Raw genomic sequence first — 19850 nt, 5'->3', positions numbered from 1 at the left:
CCTAGACAAAATGTAATCGTATGTGGGATAGATTAGAGTGGAATGGTGGAAGCGTAAGTGGAGGAATTAAAAGGGAAAATATCCTTTAAGATTTGTGCCAAAGCCTAGCAATTCCAAGTTTAAATATCCAAAGATTCCCAAACTCAAAGCAGTAATGAGCTTATCTGGGATTCCGCCTGTTTTAAAGCGCATAAAGTTTGGTGTGATATGAAATTTGCGACTAGCAAAAGGCAAGAGTAATGGCACACCGCTTAATGTCATCATATCGCCAATGAGATGAAAGATACAGCCAAGCAATAAGCCAATTCCAAAGATTTCTACATTTTGGGCTTGTATAATGCCACCAAATGCTTTGGCAAACTCTGCGACAAATGGAATCTCATTCCAAAGATTTTTGTCCAATGTGCCTAAAAGGAGTAATAAGATTCCAAGCAAGAGGACGAAGCAAAGACTATGCGTAAAGCCGCGATGTCCAAAAATAGATTGAATGAGATTAGAAACGCCCAAGGTTTTTTTGCCAAGTAAAGAGTTTGGTTCATCAATATCTGGCAAAAGAGAGCCAAGAGCCACTGCTCCATAAAAAATTCCTAAATCCGCGCCACTTAATGGAGTATTTGTCAGCGCATTGAAACATACGATTCCGCACGCACTAAGCCCAAGCCCAAAGCTAACATGTGTTTTACCTAACATTCAAAACCCTTTTAAGATTGTCATTGTGTGCGGACGATGAGGCTTTTGGGTAAATGGAATCTTGAGACAAATTCCTCCTCTTTTATCCTTTGTTCGCCCTTATCCACTTCGTGGTCAAATCCTACTAAATGCAAGATTCCGTGAATAAAAAGTAGAGCAATCTCCTCTTCTGTGCTATGTTTTAGTTTCTGACTAACCTCTTGTGCATATTCCACAGAAATGATAATACTACCCAAAATAGGACTAAACTCTGTGTTTAATGGAAAGGAAAGCACATCTGTTGGTGTTGCGATTCCGCGAAATTCTGCGTTGAATTGAGTAATTTTGGTATTATCTACCAAAAGCAATTCACAAGGTTTGAGCGGCAACTTTAAATCTTGCAAAATAGCTTCTAAAATAGAATTTAAAAGTGCTACAAATTCTTGTTTTAGCGTGAAATTACTTTGATTGTCTATGTCAATGTGCTTCAATTTCTAACCCCACAGGACAATGGTCGCTTCCTTGTATTTCAGGATAGATTTTTGCGTCAATGAGTTTGGAGTTTAATATACAAGAGCATAAAAAGTAATCAATTCGCCACCCTGTATTGTTTGCTCTTGCTTTTCCCATATAACTCCACCAGCTATATGCTCCCTCTAAGTTTGGATAAAAATAGCGAAAAGTATCGGTAAATCCAGCATTAAGTAAAGCTGTCATTTTGCCTCTTTCTTCATCGGTAAATCCAGCATTTCTGCGATTACTTTTGGGGTTTTTAAGGTCAATTTCTTGATGTGCTACATTTAAATCCCCGCATAGAATCACGGGCTTTTTTTGTTCTAAGGATTTTAAGAATCGCAAAAAGTCATCTTCCCATTGCATACGATAATCTAGTCGCTCTAATTCTCTCTTAGAATTTGGCGTATAGACATTGACAAGAAAAAAATCATTGAATTGTGCAGTAAGGATTCTCCCCTCTTTATCGTGGTGTTCTATGCCCATATCGTAATCTATGCTAAGGGGTTTTGTCTTGCTTAAAATCACAACACCAGAATACCCTTTTTTTTCTGCACTATTCCAATAATCTTGATAGTTTGGAAAGCTAAAATCCGCTTGACTTTTTTGCATCTTGGATTCTTGAATACAAAAAACATCTGCATTAATTGTATTGAAAAAATCCATAAAGCCTTTATTCATACAGGCTCGCAAACCATTAACATTCCAAGAAATTAGTCTCATTTTTCTCCTTTTCTCCTTTTCTTCTTTTAAGTTTTGCAAAGAATGCGCCAAAAATAGCAAGGCTCACAAATACACTCAATAAAACCCACATAGTATTTTGTCCAAAATATTTAAGTTGAGAATCCAAACTTTCTAGCAAATATACCCAACACAGAATCGCAATATTTGTGCCACTAAGGACAACAAGAAGATTTAGCCAAACTTTCAAGCGCATAAAATATCCGATTGCTGCACCTACAATGGGACCCGTCATCCAAAAGGGCAACCATACAAATGCAAACAAACCTACGATTCCATATTTTTGAATAGGTTTTTCATATTTCTGTGCAACCTGATAAATGGAAGCAAAAAAATGTTCCGTTCTTTTGAAAGTGCTAATCCCTTGAATACTCCATACAAAAAGTGGATAAAGAATTATCACCATTGTGTTTTCAATATAAATATTTAAAATTGTAGCCCAAAAAGTATCAAATTCTAATGCTAAAGCCAATGAAATTCCAGCAGCCCGACCAAACACAAGAGAACTTAAACCTATGCTTAGAAGTTTATCCCCCATACCATTTTGCAATAAAAAACAAGTGATAATGGCTAAAGTATAAAAGGTTAGCAATGCGATTCCGCATAAAAAGAGTTTTGTTTCCCCATTATGCGGTTGCACAAAAATTAAACGATAAAGTGCAGAATCTCTCATTGTTTTGGGTGTTGGACGCTTCCGTGATAGAATGGCACACATTTCTCTGTGCTTTCTCCTATCACAGGTTTTGCAACATTTTGCGCACCTTTTTTAATCTGTCCGAAAAGTGAAGTTGCGAGATTGACTGCAGTAGAAATGGTGGTTTGAGTGATTTCAATTTTGGGATTATTCAATGTGCCTTTGATTTTTTGAGAATATTTTGCACAATCTTTATCATCTAGTAATCCAATGGTAAAGTTTTCAAAAGCATTGTTATTAAGATTGATTGCACCAATTGCTGCCAATCGCGTTTTTTTTGTGGCAAAAGCAACATCTTGTGCAGTTGCGATTCCGTTTTTTATATCAAATTTTGCCTCTAATTCTTTTACGACGCTTTTAGCTTCTATTACCGCATTTAGCCCTAGCATACCGACATTTGTGCCTTTTGTTGCGGCGATTCCCAAAGGACCTGCGAGCACAAATGCGCCGACATCTAAGAGGCTAATACTGCTACTTTTTTCAAAATTGCTTACAAGTGCATCAATATCTACGCTATAAATTTCTAAATCTTTGCTATTTAATTCCGCGATTCCATTAAGATTTTTTAGAATTGTTTGAGAATCTTTACCTTTAATTATTAAGTCTGCATTTGCGTTTAGGATTCCTCCTTTGACTAATTTGCCATTGCCTGTAAAGTCAGCGATTTTTTTTACATCTAAATTTGCACCTTTTAACACAAGCTTTTCATTGGCAAGTTTAATGTCTAAATCGCCAAAGTCTTTGTTTTGCAAGCTAAGGCTTGGAATCTCATTTGCAAAAGCAGCACTTCCTTTAAGAGAAAGTGCGCCTTTAAGCGTCATATCCAATGGGTTAATGTTAGAGATTTCGGGTGTGCTTAGGTTAAAGTCCGCACTATAAGCATTGTTGGGTAGATTGATTTTAACGTTGCTGATTTCTACATTCAAATCTTTGCCATTTGCTTTAATCTGCGCACTTCCATTTCCGTTTTTTAAACTTCCATTTCCGTTAAGAGCCAAAGAAATATCTTGTTTGAATTTCATTCCGCTTAACGCGTTAAGTGTGGCTTTGGCAAGGGTGATTTGTTTGGAATCTATTTCAAAATCTCCATCAAAGCTAGAATCTTTGAAATTTTTAAGATTTGCTTTTGCATCAAGCTGTCCCTCTGCTGTATAGTTAAATAATTTGGCGAGTTTTTGCAAGTTGAGATTGTGAATATCTAATTCTACATTTTCAGGCGAATAATCTTTCAAAGCAACATTCGCAAGTAGCTTGGAATCAAACAAATCACTTTGCGCTTTTGTTTTGAGTCTTTTGGAGTCTCCATTAATTTCTGCATTGAGAATATTATTGTTTGCAAGTTGCATTCCTTGATAATTCAGACTTGTAATGGTGCTGTTTAATTTTGCGGCTAGATTATAATCTAAAGTATCTAGATTGATTTTGTCTATTTTGGCATTTAAATTCACTGCACCATTCGCATTATAAGGTGTGGCATTGGTGTATTTTGCAACGAGATTCAAGATTTCTTGCAAGCTCAAATCTTGCGCACTGATTGTCAAGTCTTTTGGCATATAGTTTGGCAAGTTGATATGTGCCAAAATAGGATTTGTAATGAGATTCAAGGCAAGAGTTGCCTCTTGGTTAGTGATTTTGCTTGATTTTAGGTTAATATTTGCAATCACAGGGGATTTAAGCATTACCCCACCAAAGCCGATTTTTTCAAGGCTAATTTTAATCTCTCCATTGGTTGCATAGTCGTTCAAGCTTGCTTGAAGATTGCTAGAGCTAAGGTTTAAATAGCTAGAAGAAGCAAGCAGGGTTGTAATGATAGAATCTTTTTGTGTCTTACCATTAATTGCAAGTTTAATCGGTTCATTGGGCAAAAGGATTCCATAGTTTTTATTTAAAAGTGAGATATTTGGAGAGAGCGCATTAGAGGCGATTTGAAATCCCCCGCTTGGTGCGCTTAGATTGGAAATATCCATATCCGCATTAAGCAAAATTTTGCCACTTACATACTTGGGTTGATTTAAAAAGGTAAGCAGAGATTCTGCTTTAATGCCCTCTTTGCTAGTGATAAATAATCTTTTGGGATTATAATCCTTGAGTGTAATGTCCGCGTTAATTAGACTATTAAATGCAGTGATGTCGGCTTTTACATCTATGTCGCCTCCATTTTTTTTGACTTCTCCATTAAGACCAATTCCCCCATTAAGCTTCATACCGATGAGCTGCTCATAAGGGCTTAAGTCTTTAATAGCTGCGTGAATTTGTGCATTGGTGTTAAGGGTGAAAAGCGAATAGTCGCCATTGAGTGTAATTTGAGATTTTTGTTTATCTGTGATGCCAAATGCATATTTGCTAAAGCCTAGCTTAAAATGTGTAAATTCTAAACCAATGGGAGCTTTTTCATTTGCAATTTGTGTGATTTTGTTTTTTAAAAATTCATTACCACTACTTGAGAAAAGCCAAGTTAAAGTAGCACCGATGATGAATAAAAAGAGGACGATTAAGATTCCTAAAATTTTCAAAAATTTTTTCATTTGATTTGCCTTTCTTTTGGGGAAGTTATAAAAATTGTCGTAATTTTAGCAAAATTAAATTAATAAAATTAAAACAAAGAGAATAAAATAAAGTTTTTATACTTTATAGAATCATAAAAAATGCCGATATATAATTCGTAGTCCTTTTACAAAAGGATACAAAATAAACAGAAAGGAGTCTGTTATGATTTCAGGAATTGATAGCGGTTCTGTGGTAGCAAGCGGTAATTTGAGCGTTTTAAAAAAAGCAATACAAAGCGAAGAGGCACTAATGGGTTCTCTTATCAATGGAATGCAAAATACGCAAGCAAATTTGCAAACTCAAGCCCCAGTAGAATCTACACAAGCTCCACAGCCAAGTGTGAATAAACTAGACATTATGGCATAAGTTTAAAGCACTTTTGTGCTTTAGGCAAATCTTTCTTTAAATCAAATTTTATTCTTTGGATTTATTTTTTATTTACAAATTATTTTCTATAATCGCCACTTTTGTTTTTGAATTTTAAATAAAAGAGTGCAAATTAATAATGATACAGCAAAATCTTTCAACAAAGCTAGTAAATCACATTATGCGTTATGCAACGCAACATTATCTGCATTTAAATAAAAGTGAGCGGACTAAACTTCCTTTGCCTAATCCCCAAAAAGTTAAAAATAAAAATTATTTGCTTTATATCCATATACCATTTTGTGCAACACTTTGCACCTATTGTTCTTTTAATCGTTTTTTGTTTCAAGAAGAAAAAGCACGCACTTATTTTCTGAATTTGCGTAAAGAAATGCAAATGGTCAAAGACTTGGGATATGATTTTAACGCGGTTTATGTGGGAGGAGGGACAACCTCTATTTTGCCTGATGAATTATGCAAAACACTTGATTTAGCCAAAAAACTTTTTAATATTCAAGAAGTCTCTTGTGAGTCTGACCCTAATCATCTCCAAAGGGAAACTTTAGAACAATTTAAAGGGAGAATTGATAGACTTTCTGTAGGCGTGCAAACCTTTGATGATGGAATCTTGCGCAAGATTGGACGTTATGAGAAGTTTGGTAGCGGAGAAGTAACGCGTCAAAAGCTTGAATCTGCTTTGGGGATTCTACCTATTTTAAATGTGGATTTAATCTTTAATTTTCCAAATCAAACACAAGAAGTGCTTGCGCAAGATTTAAAAATTATTCAGGAACTAAAACCGAATCAACTAACGACTTATCCCTTGATGTCTTCTCCCTCTGTAAAAAGTATTTTAAAACGTTCTATTGGGGAGGTGGATTTGCAAAATGAAGCACGACTTTATGCGCAGATTTTGGACACCCTTTCTTCGGATTTTATTCCTTTGTCTAGCTGGGCATTTTCACACAGAGGCAGTGAAATTTTTGATGAATATGTAGTCAATAATGACGAATATGTCGGGATTGGTTCTGGGTCATTCAGTTTTTTAGATGGCACATTGTATGTGAATACCTTTTCTCTAAAAACCTATGCACAAAAAATCCAAAATGGGCAAATGGGAGTAGAAAGAGAGCGTAAATATTCTAAAAAATCGCAGTTACAATATCGTTTAATGGTAGAACTTTTTGGCGGGGAGGCGAATAAGGAGAGATTTAAAGCATTGTATGGTGCAGATTTAGAGAAAGATTTGTTCAAAGAGATTGCTTTTTTGCGTTTGAGCGGTAATATTGTTAAAAAGGGTGCATCGTATTATCCAACACAAAAAGGAAAATATCTTTTTCTTTCTATGATGAAAGAATTTTACATTGGTATGGATTGCGTGCGAGAGGAGTCTCGTGCAATGCTTCAAGAGAAGGATATGTAATAAGAATAAAGTTTAAAAAGACTTTATTGCAACTTTATCAAAAAATGTTACAATTTCAGAATTTTTAAAAATGAGGTGGAAATGCTAAACTATCAAACCCTACGTCCTTTTATTTTTAAAACCAATCCAGAAACTGCACATAGTATTGTGGAATTTATGGCTAAAGTCGCTCCTAAGATTCCTATGCTTTTACCTTTTTTGTCCTGCAAAAATTGCATTAAAGATTCCATTTTGAGCCAAGAAATTGATGGAATGCGCTTTTATAATCCTGTGGGATTGGCAGCGGGATTTGACAAAAATGCCACGATGATAGAATCGCTTTGCGCACTAGGTTTTTCGCATTTAGAGCTAGGGGCGGTAACGCCTTTGGCACAAAGCGGCAACGATAAGCCGCGTCTTTGGCGACATATAAAAGAGGAATCTATCCAAAATGCAATGGGATTCAACAATGAGGGAATGAGTGTGGTAAATGCGCGCTTAAAGAATCTTTTTCCGTTTGTTGTTCCTTTGGGTGTGAATATTGGTAAAAATAAAGTTACTCCACAAGAGGAATCCTTGAAAGATTATTTAACTTTGGCGCGTAATTTCGCACAAAGTAGTGATTATTTGAGTGTCAATCTTTCCTCTCCTAATACACCAAATTTGCGTGATTTGCAAAATACTGATTTCATTCAAGAACTTTTTAGCAATCTTTGTCAAGTTTATACCAAGCCGATTTATTTAAAAATTGCTCCCGATTTGGAGATAGATTCCGCTTTAAATTTGATTGAAACTGCAATAAAAAGCGGAGCAAAAGGTATTATTGCGACCAATACTACTTTGGATTATAGTCTTGTTGCACAGCCACAAGATAGAGGAGGAATTAGCGGAAAAGTTTTAGCCTCAAAAAGTCGCGAAATGTTGAAGCAGATTGCGCTTTATTTGAAAAATGCAAACCAAAAAATAACGCTTATAAGCGTGGGTGGAATCTCAAATGCACAGGAGGCTTACACAAGGATTCGTTTGGGTGCAAATCTTGTGCAAGTTTTTAGCGCGCTGATTTTTGAGGGACCAAGTTTGGTAAGGCAAATCAATTTAGGTTTGAAAAATTCTTTAGAACGTGATGGATTCAACCATATTAGCGAAGCGGTAGGCGTGGATTTATGCAATTAATCTGCATAATTTTTAAGATTTTTTGTATTAATTTATTTTTATTAGGAGTTTTGATGGCGGAAAATAGCCCGATAAAATCTGTGCTTCCAAAACATTATCAAACGACACTGAAAAATGGTTTGGAAGTTGTCGTGATTCCATTAAAGAATCAAAGCAATGTGATTACAACGAATGTATTTTATAAAGTTGGTAGCCGTAATGAGACAATGGGAAAAAGTGGAATCGCACATATGCTAGAACATCTAAACTTTAAATCCACAAAGAATTTAAAGGCAGGAGAATTTGATAGGATTATCAAAGGTTTTGGTGGTTCTACAAACGCCGCAACGAGCTTTGACTATACGCATTATTATATTAAATCTAGCACGCAGAATCTTGGCAAATCTTTAGAGCTTTTTAGTGAGCTTATGCAAAATTTGAGTTTAAAAGACGAAGAATTTCAACCCGAACGCAATGTCGTAGCAGAGGAGAGGCTATGGCGGACAGATAATAATCCTATGGGTTATTTGTATTTCAGGCTTTTTAATACAGCCTTTGTTTATCACCCTTATCATTGGACTCCTATTGGTTTTATGGAGGATATTAAAGCTTGGAGCATTGAGGATATTCGCGCATTCCATAGTCTTTATTATCAACCTCAAAATGCGGCAATCGTGATTGCGGGAGATATAGATGAAAAAATCGCCTTAAAGGAAGTCAAAAAGTATTTTGAAAAGATTAAAAACAAAAAAGAGATTCCATTGCAATTACATACAAAAGAGCCCAAACAAGAGGGTGAGCGCAGAGTAGAAGTGCATAAATCAAGCGAAGTTGAGATTTTGGCACTTGCATTTAGAACACCGCCTTTTAATCACAAAGACCAAATTGCTCTTAGCGCACTAGGCGAGATTCTAAGCGGTGGTAAGAGTAGCCCGCTTATTAGCGAGATTGTAGATAAGAAACGGCTTGCCACAGAAATTTATGCTTACAATATGGATTTACAAGATGATGGATTATTTATTTTTATGGGATTGGCAAATGTAGGTGTGAGCCTAGAAAAGCTAGAAAAGGCAATTTTACAGGAAATTGAAAAAGTTAAATCAGGAAAACTCAAAGAGGCAGAACTGCAAAAAGCAAAAACAAATTTGCGCGCAAATTTTTTATACGAGTTAGAATCTAGCAGTGGTGTAGCAAGCTTGTTTGGAAGCTATATCGTGCGCAATGATTTAGAATCCCTCTTGCATTTTGAGCAAGATTTTGACAACTTAAGCCTAGAAGAAATTGTTGCAGTGGCACAAAAATATTTTGTTCGCTCCAATGCAACAATTTTAACCCTGACAAAATAAGGAAAATAATGCAAGTAGAAAATCAAGTCAAAGGTGCAATGACTGCATTAATCACACCTTTTAAAAATGGTCTGTTGGATTTGGAAAGTTATGAATCTTTGATTAAAAGACAGATTCAATATGGCATTGATGTCATCGTGCCTGTTGGCACAACAGGTGAAAGCGCAACATTAAGTCACAAAGAGCATAAAGAATGTATTGAAGTTGCGGTGAGTGTCTGTAAAGCAAGTCGCAAAGAGGGGTATAATGTCAAAGTTTTAGCGGGTGCTGGAAGTAATTCTACGCAAGAAGCAATTGAGCTTGCCAAGTTTGCGCAAAGTTGCGGAGCAGATGCGATTTTGTGTGTTACGCCTTATTATAATAAGCCAACACAAGAGGGCTTGTTTTTGCATTACAAGGAGGTCGCAAATGCAGTAAGCATTCCCCTTATGCTTTATAATGTGCCCGGACGCACAGGTGTGAATTTGGAGACAAAAACCATTTTGCGACTTTTTAACGAGATTCCAAATATTTATGGAGTCAAAGAAGCAAGTGGTAGCATTGAAAAGGTCATTGATTTAAATATGAATGCCAAAGATTTGAGCATTGTAAGTGGCGAAGATGCAATTAATTATCCTATTTTAAGTTGTGGTGGGGTAGGGGTGATTTCTGTTACTTCCAATCTTTTGCCAAACAAAATTGCAGAATTAACACACGCACTTTTGCAATCACATAATTATGAACGTGCAAGAGAATTAAACAATGAACTTTATGCAATTAATAAAGCGTTATTTATAGAAAGTAATCCGATTCCAATCAAGGCAACAATGTATTTAAGCGGACTTTTAAAAACATTAGAATATCGTTTGCCATTGGTTGCTCCATCGGCACAAAATATAGAATATCTTGAAAAAATTTTAAGTCAATATGAGGTAGTAAAATGAATGAAAATTTCAAAGGTAAAACTTTAGTTATCAGTGGTGCGACGCGTGGAATTGGCAAAGCGATTCTCTATCGTTTTGCACAAAAGGGTGTAAATATCGCATTTACTTATAATAAAAATGTAGAAGAAGCAAATAAAATCATAGCAGATGTAGAATCGCAATTTTCTATCAAGGCAAAAGCTTATCCTTTAGATGTTTTACAGCCAGAGACTTACAAGGATTTGTTTGCAAAAATTGATGAAGATTTTGAGAGGGTAGATTTTTTTGTAAGCAATGCGATTATTTATGGTAAAAGTGTCGTGGGTGGATTCGCACCCTTTATGCGCTTAAAACCCAAAGGACTAAACAATATCTACACTGCTACCGTGCTTGCTTTTGTTGTTGGTGCGCAAGAAGCAGCAAAGAGAATGCAAAAGGTAGGCGGTGGGAGCATTATTTCCCTTAGCTCTACTGGGAATCTTGTGTATATGCCAAATTATGCAGGACACGGCAACTCAAAGAATGCCGTAGAAACAATGGTAAAATATGCTGCAATGGAGCTTGGAGAGTATAATATTCGCGTCAATGCCGTGAGTGGTGGTCCTATTGAAACAGACGCATTAAGAGCGTTTCCGGATTTTGCCGAGATTAAAGCAAAAGTGGTAGAGCAAAGCCCGCTTAATCGTATGGGAGCTCCAGAGGACATTGCGGGGGCTTGTTTGTTTTTATGTGATAGTAGCGCAAGTGCTTGGCTTACAGGACAAACGATTGTGATTGATGGAGGAACAAGCTTTAAATAAAGCGAAAAAGATGATGAAACTAGAATCTTTACCGAATGGTTTGACTATTCTTAGGGTTATATTTGCTTTTCTTTTGCTTGCACTGATTCTCTATGGAGAGTGGATACTTCCACCCCCTATCCACCCTAGTTGGATTAATTATTTTGCTTGTTTGGTGTTTTGTCTTGCAAGTATTACAGATTTTTTTGATGGTTTTATCGCGCGCAGTTTCAATGTTTCAAGCATTTTTGGAGAAATTTTTGACCCGCTTGCGGATAAATTATTAATGTTATCTGCATTGATTGGGCTTTTGGTGTGGAATCGCGCAGATGTGTGGGCAGTCTTTTTGATTCTTAGTCGCGAATTTTTTATTACCGGATTGCGTGTAGTGGCTGCAAGCAAGGGGATTAAAGTTGCAGCTTCTAATCTTGGTAAATATAAAACAGGCTTGCAAATTACCGCAATTGCATTTTTGCTTATGGATTACTCTTTTGCAAATGTGACCTTGTGGCTTGCAGTGGCTTTGACGCTTTATTCAGGTTATGATTATGTTAAAATGTATGCAAAGGCGCGCTAAATGGGAATGATTAGCTCAATTTTAGTTTTATCTTTTTTGGTCTTTTTTCACGAGTTAGGGCATTTTTTGGCGGCAAAATTTTTTGGTGTGCGCGTGGAAGCCTTTAGCATTGGTTTTGGCAAAACAAGAATCTTGAAAAAACAAATTGGCGAGACAGAATATTCCTTGCGCCTCATTCCATTGGGGGGATTTGTCCAGCTTAAAGGACAAAGCGACTTTGACCCTACGATTCGTGATACTGCTAGTGATAGTCTTTATGGTGTTGCAACTTATAAGCGATTGCTGATTTTAGCCGCAGGTTCGTTCTTTAATCTTTTGCTGGCTTTTTTGCTTTTTATTGTCATTGGCTTAATGGGGAAAAACGAATTAGCTCCTGTGGTAGGCAAAGTAGAAACAAATATGCCAGCGGACATTGCGGGGTTACGCAGTGGCGATGAGATTCTTAGTATCAATGGACGAAAAATTCAAACTTGGGAAGCAATGAGCCAAACGATTGCCAAATCCAAAGGAGAGCTAGAGATTGTATTTTTGCGCGATTCTAAAGAATATCAGACGATTTTAATCCCCAAAATAGGAGAATCCAAAAATCTCTTTGGTGAAAAGATTGCGCGTCCTTTAATTGGGATTTTTTCTAGTGGAGAGGTAAGGCTTGTGTCTTATTCTTTTGCGGATTCTATTTTCTATGCTTTTGGTCAGACTTTGGAATCTAGTAAGTTAATTTTGCAAAGTATTGAAAAAATGTTAAGCGGTGTTGTGCCATTGAGTGAGGTAGGCGGCGTGGTTTCTATTGTGAGCATTACCAAAAAGGCAAGCGAATTAGGGATTGTTACGCTTTTTGCATTTACTGCTTTGATTTCTGTAAATCTTGGAATCTTAAATTTACTTCCGATTCCAGCTCTTGATGGCGGACATATTCTTTTTACATTTTATGAAATGCTGACAAAAAGAATCCCAACGCAAAACACTTTTTATCGTTTAAGTATGGCGGGTTGGATTGTGTTGTTAGGACTTATGGGGCTTGGATTGTATAATGATATTTTGCGCATTCTTAATGGAACAATGCCTTTTTAAAGGAGGTTTATGCAAGAAAAGTTAAATCAGAATCTAATAGATGCAATAGAAAGAATTGAAAAGGCAAGAATTGCAGTAGATAGGCATAGAATCGTGCGTTTAGTTGCGGTGAGCAAATATTCTACACAAGAGGAAATTGCAGCACTTTATGCTTGTGGGCAACGCGCCTTTGGTGAAAATAAAGTGCAAGACTTGAAAACAAAATCTGAAATCTTGGAATCTCTCCCGCTAGAATGGCATTTCATCGGCTCTTTGCAGAGCAATAAAATAAATGCACTCCTAAGTCTCAATCCCTTTATGCTTCAAAGCCTACATTCTTTGGAGCTAGCAGAGCAATTACAAAAGCGATTGCAAAAAGAAAATAAGACTTTGCGCACTTTGCTGCAAGTAAATAGTGCCAAAGAGGAGAGTAAAAGTGGCTTTATGCCAGAGATTGCGCAAGAGATGTATTGCAGGATTTTGGAGACTTGCCCAAACATCAAGTTATGCGGTTTGATGAGTATTGGCGCGCATACAGACGAAAAAAGAATCGTTCAAAAGAGTTTTGAACAAACATATAGGATTTTTGAATCTCTGCAAAACAAAGGCGCAAAGACTTTAAGTATGGGAATGAGTGGGGATTTTGAGCTTGCGATTGCTTGTGGGAGCAACTGCGTGCGCTTAGGAAGCGTGCTCTTTAAATAGAATCACAAATCTTATTGCGTTAGCGCAAGCAGCGGATTACAAAGTATTTTGCCTAAAAAGCATTCTTTTGATTTGCGATTCTATTTCTTATAAATGGATATTGTAGATTGCTATGAAATTTTTTCAAATTTTCTTGTAAGAACCCCATCGCCCTCATTGTTTTTGGTTTTGTTCTGCAAATTTATAATAATAGAATCTTGCTTACTGCATTTTTACAAAATCTTGCAAGAATAGCGGAATCACAAGGGCTTTATGGAATCTTGTTTTTAAACTCCATTGTCGCACAGGCATAGATTTCGGAAGTTTTTGGTAAGTAATGCACGAATTGGTTGATAAATTGTGTGTTCAAAAACAATCCACCGCAGACGATAATACCTTTTGTTTGATAGTTTTCTTCCATATCGCGACTAAAATTAGCAAAAAATTCCGCCAAAGAATCCAAGATTCCAAAGCACAGCAGCTCGTTCTCTACCCCAGCAAGTCTGAAGCTCATAACAGAACGCAAGGTTTGCAAGGTATTTAAGGAGATTTTGCCCTCTGTGTCGCGCTCTAGTCTAAAATCAACGCGCGGACCTTTCTTGCCCAAAAATTTCCACGCACATTCTATCACGGCATTTGCGCTTGCTTTGAGATTGTGGGATTCGCCCAAGCCTAGCAAGACACCGCACATTCCCACTAAGTCTAATAGGTTTTGTGAGAGGATAGAATCTTTGGGGAGGGATTCTAAAGTTTGGATTATGGATTCAAAATGGGACGAAAAATTTTTTAACAAACTTTGTGTGGTTGGATTTAGGGCTTTGAATGTTTCAAGGATTGCTCCTAGATTGCTTTCAAAGTTAAATGAAAGGGCTTCTTTGAAATTCTCATTGAAATATACCCAAAAAAGCGTGGAGTTTTCGCCAAGATAAAGCGCATTGACGCGATTTAAAGAATCTTTTGTAATGGCTTGTAAAAAAGCATTGGCAATGGAATTGGGTTTGCAAGATTCAAAGCAATGTGGCAAGATAAGAGAGTTTTGTGCGACGCTTAAAGTCAGAGGTTTGGAATCTTCGGCAACAAATTCACAGATTCCATTTTCTCTTTTTTGTTGGAGCGGCAACAAATATAAACCCAAAGAGGAATCCAAAAATTTGCTCAAAAGAACCAAGTAGGGTTCAAAAGGCAAAAGGACATTCACTTGCGCGGTGGGGAAAAAATGCTGAAAAATGCTTTTGGGAGCGAGTTTTAAAATGGGTTTTTCCAAAGTTGCTAGGGCTTGTAATTCCTCATTTTCCGCCCTAAAAAGCATTTTGACATTTGCAAGAGAGTAGGGCACAAAGCAAAAATCCTCCCCAATATCCTCTAAATTTGGTGGATTGTTTTCCTCTAAAAGTGCCAACTCCTTTTTGCCAAAAATTGTTTTGACAAAGATGCGCTCGCCTTGTTTCAAAAGATTCGCAAGAGTTTGGAGGGATTCTATTAAATCTTGCGCATTTTGAATTTCTTTTCTTTGCCCCTCTTTTAAAAGTGTCATTTTGGTAGGCTGAAAATCTATCCATTGCGCCCATAGGTTGCAAAAATTCGGGGATTCTTTGTCGCTTAATTGTTCTAGTTCCAAAGGAGTTAGAAAGTGCGTTACAAAGAGATGATTTAAGGAGATTAAATTTTCTTTAGCAAAAGATTCTAAAATAATCAACTCTTTAAAAGTCCATTGCAAAGAAAGTGGAATATAGTTTTGCAAAGAATCGCTAAAGTCTAAAATTTCTTGTTGGCTTCCCTGCACCTCTAGCCTAAAAGAATCTTGAGAATTTTGCACAAATTGCCCTTGTAGGTTGGTTTTTCTTAAGGCAAAATGCAAGGATTTGAGTAAGAAATTTTGAATATTTTGCGAAAAAGCAAGTTTGGCGATTCGTTGGAAAACGAAAGCAACAATTAAATGGGATTCCAACTCCGAAGTTCCAGAAGTCATTTAATATCCTTTGTAGGAGAAACGCGCAATCTCTTGCAAGTCTTGATGAGAGGTTTTAGAGACTTGAACGCCAAGTGATTCTAAGTAGCGAATTGCTTGAGATTCCATTAGCTTTGCGCCATTTTTGACTTCCTCTGTGAGTTCAAAGGTTGGATTTTCTCCAATGACAAAAGGTTTAATGCCTAAAATCTTTGTTGGTGGCAAATCTCCTAGCATTTCAATCATTCGTAGGGTTTGGAGCATTTCTACTTCGTGCGCACTGCCAGCCCAAGTGATTTGGTTAGGAATCGCACGAAAGTCAAAGAAATAAACATCGCCTATTTTGGCGTCTTTTGCGTCAATAGAATCTATAATCAACACGGAATCGTATTGTGTGATGAGGGGGATTAAATATTGCGCCATTGTTCCGCCATCTACAACCTCTACACAATGCTCACCGCTAAAAGTATAATTGAGTTTTAATAGATTGGATAAATGTACGCCAATCCCCTCATCACCAAAGAGAATATTGCCAATGCCTAAAACAAGGATTTTCATTTATTTTAAAATGCAAAAATACGATTCACGAGGAATCGCATTTGGTGTTTATGCTTGCTCATCTTTTTCAAATTTGACGCCGCTAAAAATCGTATCTACGCCAGCACCAGGGAATTTCGCACTATTCCAGCTCGCCATATAAATATGAATCGGAATAAAAATAACAAATGCCCAAGTTAAAATATGGTGGATTAAACGCACATTAGCGATTCCGCCACAAAGCACTTCTAAAGGTTTCATTAAAGGCGCAATGAATCCTCCTAAGCCCTCGTGATAAACATGCACATAAAGCACAAGTCCGCTAAGAGAAATAGCGATAATAAGGAACATAACGCCTAGATAAGTTGCAAGTTGCAAGGGATTGTAAGCACCTTTTAAATGAGGGTGTCCTCCAAAAAGCAGATAGCTTTTTAAAACGCCAAACCAAACAAAAGGATTAAAAAAATCCAAAATAGAGCGACGTTCCAATGCGCATTCTTTTGTCAAAAGTAGATAAAGGCGAAAAATAGTTACTGCAATGAGTAAGAAGCCAAGAATCAAATGCCAACTGCGCATTAAAGCATAGAGGAATCCCACAGGTTCGCCTGTGAAATTATTAGGTGCTAAAAAAGGATAAGCAAGATAGAATCCTGTTGCAATTAATCCAAAAATTGCTAATGCTCTAATCCAATGGAAAATCCGTGTGAGTTTTGAAAACTCAAGCACAGCTTTGTATCTTGTTTCCATAATTTCTCCTTAAATTTTACAATTCATCGCAATAGGGTCAAGTTTGTATTGGCTGATTTCATTCCCTTTTGTATCCATTAAATGCACTGCGCACGCGATACAAGGGTCAAAGGAATGAATGGTGCGCACGATTTCTAATGGTTTGGTAATGTCTTGCACTTTGATTCCAACCAATGAAGCCTCATAAGGTCCCATTTGATTTTTAGAATCTTTTGGTCCTGCATTCCAAGTGCTTGGCACAACGGCTTGATAATTTGCTACAACGCCGTCTTTAATTCTTACCCAGTGGCTTAGTGTCCCGCGCGGAACATTGCCAATATAACGCCCTTTGTATTCTTTGTTTTTGTCAATCTTATAAGGAGCGCAAGTGGTTTGGTCTCCTGTTTTAAGGTTTGCTACCAAAGAATTAAAAGCTTCTACGCCATAATCTGTGGAAAGTTTGCATTCTAAAAGTCGTGCTGCAGTTCTGCCTAATGTGCTAAAGAGCGCTTCAATCGGCAATCCTGTATCTTCCAAGAATTGTGTTGCGATTTTGGTAATACGAGGATTCTTAGCTGCTAGTCCTACAACAATTGTTGCAAGTGGTCCTACTTCCATAGGTTCGCCATTATAACGAGGAGATTTAATCCAGCTGTATTTGCCGCGCATATCAATTGCTTTTGTTTTGAGTGGATTGCCATCAGGTCCGATAGTCTCTGCGTCTGTAAAGCCTGTATAATTCGGCTCTGTCTCGCCATCATAAGGGTGCAACGCTTTGTCGTTTTGATACCAAGAATGTGTTGCTTCCTCTGTGATAAGGTCTTCATTGACTTCTAGGAGTTTAGAAATATCGCCACCTCGCACAATACCTGTGCTATAAAGGGTCTCATTGTGATTGACAGGAATTTCTGCATAAGAAAGGAAGTTACGCACACCGCAACCTTTTAGCACGCTTGGTTCGTTTTTGAAAACTTCAGCTGCCATTACGACATCTGCATAATAAGCGCGATTGATGAAATCTCCTACTTCTTTGTATTTGGTGAGCCAATCTCCTAATCTGCTAGGGTCTAAAATATCCGCAACGCAAGTTACTCCTCCCACGGTTAAGCTTTGTGGGTGAGGTTGTTTTGCGCCAAAGATTGCCATCATTTGTGCGGCAACTCTTTGCACTTCAAGGGCTTTTAAGTAGTGGGAAAGCACGATGAGGTTTTGTTCAGGAGAGAATTTATAGGTTTTGTGTCCCCAATAAGCATTTGCAAAAGGTCCTAAACCTTGTTTAGCACTTGCAAAAGCTTTAACTTTTTCTTGCACAGCGGCAAGCTCATCTGCGCCTGTTGCAATCGGATTTTTAGAGTATTTAAACGCAAGCTCACTTGCTTTTTTGGGGTCTGCTTTAAGTGCTTCTGTAATATCACACCAATCTAATCCGTGTAAGTGATAGAAATGTACCAAATGGTCGTGCATTACAAGAGAAACATTCATCAAGCTTCGCACCATTTGTGCATTGAATGGAATCTGAATCCCTAGAGCGTTTTCTACTGCGGTAATTCCGGCTTTGTAATGTGAAAAGGTGCAAACGCCGCAGATTCTTTGCACCATAAAGCCGACATCTCTAGGGTCGCGGTTTTTGACAATAACCTCTAAACCGCGCCATAAAGTAGAGCTAGAATAAGCATCAGTAATGACATTATTTTCATCTACGATGACTTCAATTCTTAAGTGTCCCTCAATCCTTGTGATAGGATCTACAATAATTCTTTTTGTCATAAATTCTCCTTATTCTTTGTCTTTTCTGAAGTTACTTAGAACTGCGTGTGCTGCCATACCAATGGCTGCTGCGCCGAGTAATGTAATCCCGATATTATCTGCAGTGCGGTCTGCACCTTTAAACAATGGCGCATTATAGAGTTTGCTAGCAAGAGGCTCTTCAAAAGGTCCCATAGTATCCCAGAAATTTGGCTCGCTACAACCAATACAGCCGTGTCCTGCTTGAATAGGCCAGCTTGTATGGGAGTTAAAGCGCAATTTGGAGCAGTTGTTGAAAGTATAAGGTCCCTTGCAACCGACTTTATAAAGACAATAGCCATTTTTTGCACCCTCATCGCCGAATCTTTGCACAAATTCTCCCGCGTCAAAATGCCCGCGTCTTTCGCATAAATCGTGTATTCTTAGACCATAAGCCCATTTTGGACGATTGAAAGCGTCTAGTTGTGGTAGAGTGTCAAAAAGTAAGAAATGAATCACATTACCCACAATATTTTTTTCGCTTGGAGGACAACCAGGCACATTAATGACGGGTTTGTTTGTAACTTCACTCAGCGGTTTTGCTGCAGTTGGGTTAGGGTGGGCTGCTTGGATTCCACCGAAACTTGAACAAGTCCCAATCGCAAAAATTGCTGCTGCATTTTCACTTGCTAATTTCGCATTTGCCAAGCCTGTATTTCCGTGTGCGCCAATTGTTAAATATTGTCCTTCTAGCCCTGTTGGCACGCCACCCTCTACCATTAATACATAACGTCCTTTGTATCTTTGTATTGCAGATTCTATGTTTTCTTCTGCTTGATAGCCAGCCGCAGCCATAATGGTTTCGTGGTATTCTAAAGAAATATAATCAAAAATCAAACTTGCAATGCCCGGTCCATCACTTCTTAAGAGGCTTTCGCTACAACCTGTACATTCTGCTAAATGCAACCAAATCACAGGTAAGCGGTCTGCAACTTCTGCTGCTTTTGCAGTTAGTGGAGTAAAACTTGCAGGTAAAGACAGCATTGCAGTCATTGCTCCTGCCCACTTCATAAAATCTCTTCTTGAGATTCCTTTTTCTTTCAGCATTTTTTTAATGCTTTGACCTTTTTTGAGGCTTGGGATTTTAGCGATATTCGCAAGCCTATCTTGAGCCTGTCGCAGTAGCGTTTGTTCTCTTTCCATTACCTTCCTTTATCTTTTGGGATTAAGTTAAAGTAAATTTATCTTTTTTTGCCTTAAAAAGCACTACAAAATAAAAATTAATTGAAAAATTTGCATTATCAATGTGGTAATTTTACTCTTTTTGTGTCCTTACAATGACAAAATAAACTACAATGCACAATAGCAAAATTAAGGAAAGGGAAAAACAAAAAAATAAATTAAATTTTAAAATAAAATTAAAAGTAGTATAGAATCCCTTGCGGGATTCTAGGAAGAATCTTAAAAAGACTATTGAAGTAATCTTAAGATA

Annotated in this window: 19 protein-coding genes; 9 read left to right on the top strand and 10 right to left on the bottom strand. The window is 37.3% G+C overall.

The window, feature by feature from the left end:
* Positions 1 to 66 precede the first annotated feature (66 nt).
* From K2N75_RS07485 to K2N75_RS07465, 5 genes are read right to left on the bottom strand one after another with little or no spacing between them, the layout of a single operon-like run.
* A complete protein-coding gene (locus K2N75_RS07485; RefSeq protein WP_297680584.1) occupies positions 67 to 690 on the bottom strand; it encodes a metal-dependent hydrolase in 624 nt (207 codons plus the stop codon).
* A gap of 20 nt (positions 691 to 710) precedes the next feature.
* Entirely contained in the window at positions 711 to 1160 is a 450-nt protein-coding gene (ybeY, locus tag K2N75_RS07480) for an rRNA maturation RNase YbeY (RefSeq protein WP_297680586.1), read from the bottom strand.
* Positions 1147 to 1905: an exodeoxyribonuclease III gene (locus tag K2N75_RS07475; protein WP_297680588.1), complete on the bottom strand. Its 759-nt coding sequence runs from the start codon at positions 1903 to 1905 to the stop codon at positions 1147 to 1149. The genes ybeY and K2N75_RS07475 overlap by 14 nt, the downstream gene beginning before the upstream one ends.
* Entirely contained in the window at positions 1880 to 2638 is a 759-nt protein-coding gene (locus tag K2N75_RS07470) for a small multi-drug export protein (protein ID WP_297680590.1), read from the bottom strand. The genes K2N75_RS07475 and K2N75_RS07470 overlap by 26 nt, the downstream gene beginning before the upstream one ends.
* Positions 2593 to 5142 carry an AsmA-like C-terminal region-containing protein gene (locus K2N75_RS07465; RefSeq protein ID WP_297680592.1) on the bottom strand — a complete coding sequence of 850 codons (2550 nt, stop codon included), beginning with the start codon at positions 5140 to 5142 and terminating at the stop codon, positions 2593 to 2595. The genes K2N75_RS07470 and K2N75_RS07465 overlap by 46 nt, the downstream gene beginning before the upstream one ends.
* Before the next feature lie 184 nt (positions 5143 to 5326).
* On the opposite strand from K2N75_RS07465, the gene K2N75_RS07460 reads away from it, so the two are divergent.
* The 9 genes from K2N75_RS07460 to K2N75_RS07420 all read left to right on the top strand — a co-directional run bounded on the left by K2N75_RS07460 (position 5327) and on the right by K2N75_RS07420 (position 13443).
* Positions 5327 to 5530, top strand: a complete 204-nt coding sequence (locus K2N75_RS07460; RefSeq protein WP_297680594.1) for a hypothetical protein — start codon at positions 5327 to 5329, stop codon at positions 5528 to 5530.
* Positions 5531 to 5669: 139 nt separating this feature from the next.
* A complete protein-coding gene (locus K2N75_RS07455; RefSeq protein ID WP_297680596.1) occupies positions 5670 to 6953 on the top strand; it encodes a coproporphyrinogen III oxidase family protein in 1284 nt (427 codons plus the stop codon).
* An 81-nt stretch (positions 6954 to 7034) separates the two neighbouring features.
* On the top strand, positions 7035 to 8105 hold the full coding sequence (locus tag K2N75_RS07450) for a quinone-dependent dihydroorotate dehydrogenase (protein ID WP_297680598.1): 1071 nt from the start codon (positions 7035 to 7037) through the stop codon (positions 8103 to 8105).
* Positions 8106 to 8158: 53 nt separating this feature from the next.
* On the top strand, positions 8159 to 9430 hold the full coding sequence (locus K2N75_RS07445) for a pitrilysin family protein (protein WP_297680600.1): 1272 nt from the start codon (positions 8159 to 8161) through the stop codon (positions 9428 to 9430).
* A gap of 8 nt (positions 9431 to 9438) precedes the next feature.
* A complete protein-coding gene (gene dapA, locus K2N75_RS07440; protein WP_297680602.1) occupies positions 9439 to 10353 on the top strand; it encodes a 4-hydroxy-tetrahydrodipicolinate synthase in 915 nt (304 codons plus the stop codon).
* Positions 10350 to 11132, top strand: coding sequence for an enoyl-ACP reductase (locus K2N75_RS07435; RefSeq protein ID WP_297680604.1), 783 nt, complete (start codon positions 10350 to 10352; stop codon positions 11130 to 11132). The genes dapA and K2N75_RS07435 overlap by 4 nt, the downstream gene beginning before the upstream one ends.
* Positions 11133 to 11145: 13 nt before the next feature.
* The gene (pgsA, locus tag K2N75_RS07430) at positions 11146 to 11688 is read left to right on the top strand and encodes a CDP-diacylglycerol--glycerol-3-phosphate 3-phosphatidyltransferase (protein ID WP_297680617.1); all 543 of its coding nucleotides are present in this window, start codon (positions 11146 to 11148) and stop codon (positions 11686 to 11688) included.
* The gene (gene rseP, locus K2N75_RS07425) at positions 11689 to 12759 is read left to right on the top strand and encodes an RIP metalloprotease RseP (RefSeq protein WP_297680606.1); all 1071 of its coding nucleotides are present in this window, start codon (positions 11689 to 11691) and stop codon (positions 12757 to 12759) included. It abuts the gene before it with no gap.
* Between the two features lie 9 nt (positions 12760 to 12768).
* The gene (locus K2N75_RS07420; protein ID WP_297680608.1) at positions 12769 to 13443 is read left to right on the top strand and encodes a YggS family pyridoxal phosphate-dependent enzyme; all 675 of its coding nucleotides are present in this window, start codon (positions 12769 to 12771) and stop codon (positions 13441 to 13443) included.
* A 250-nt stretch (positions 13444 to 13693) separates the two neighbouring features.
* Here the strand turns inward: K2N75_RS07420 and K2N75_RS07415 are convergent, their stop codons facing one another.
* From K2N75_RS07415 to K2N75_RS07395, 5 genes are read right to left on the bottom strand one after another with little or no spacing between them, the layout of a single operon-like run.
* Positions 13694 to 15391, bottom strand: a complete 1698-nt coding sequence (locus K2N75_RS07415) for a protein hydE (RefSeq protein WP_297680610.1) — start codon at positions 15389 to 15391, stop codon at positions 13694 to 13696.
* Positions 15392 to 15928, bottom strand: coding sequence for a HyaD/HybD family hydrogenase maturation endopeptidase (locus K2N75_RS07410; protein ID WP_297680612.1), 537 nt, complete (start codon positions 15926 to 15928; stop codon positions 15392 to 15394).
* A 48-nt stretch (positions 15929 to 15976) separates the two neighbouring features.
* A complete protein-coding gene (gene cybH, locus K2N75_RS07405; RefSeq protein ID WP_297680613.1) occupies positions 15977 to 16654 on the bottom strand; it encodes a Ni/Fe-hydrogenase, b-type cytochrome subunit in 678 nt (225 codons plus the stop codon).
* Positions 16655 to 16663: 9 nt separating this feature from the next.
* Positions 16664 to 18400 carry a nickel-dependent hydrogenase large subunit gene (locus tag K2N75_RS07400; protein WP_297680614.1) on the bottom strand — a complete coding sequence of 579 codons (1737 nt, stop codon included), beginning with the start codon at positions 18398 to 18400 and terminating at the stop codon, positions 16664 to 16666.
* 9 nt (positions 18401 to 18409) lie between these two features.
* Positions 18410 to 19561 (bottom strand): hydrogenase small subunit, encoded by a 1152-nt coding sequence (locus K2N75_RS07395; protein ID WP_297680615.1) that lies wholly within the window; start codon positions 19559 to 19561, stop codon positions 18410 to 18412.
* Positions 19562 to 19850: the final 289 nt, after the last annotated feature.

Origin of the sequence: Helicobacter sp. (assembly GCF_029067145.1) — a bacterium.
Classification (GTDB): Bacteria; Campylobacterota; Campylobacteria; order Campylobacterales; family Helicobacteraceae; genus Helicobacter_D.
The sequence above is the reverse complement of the archived record's forward strand: the minus strand, read 5'-3'. Positions and strand labels throughout refer to the sequence as shown.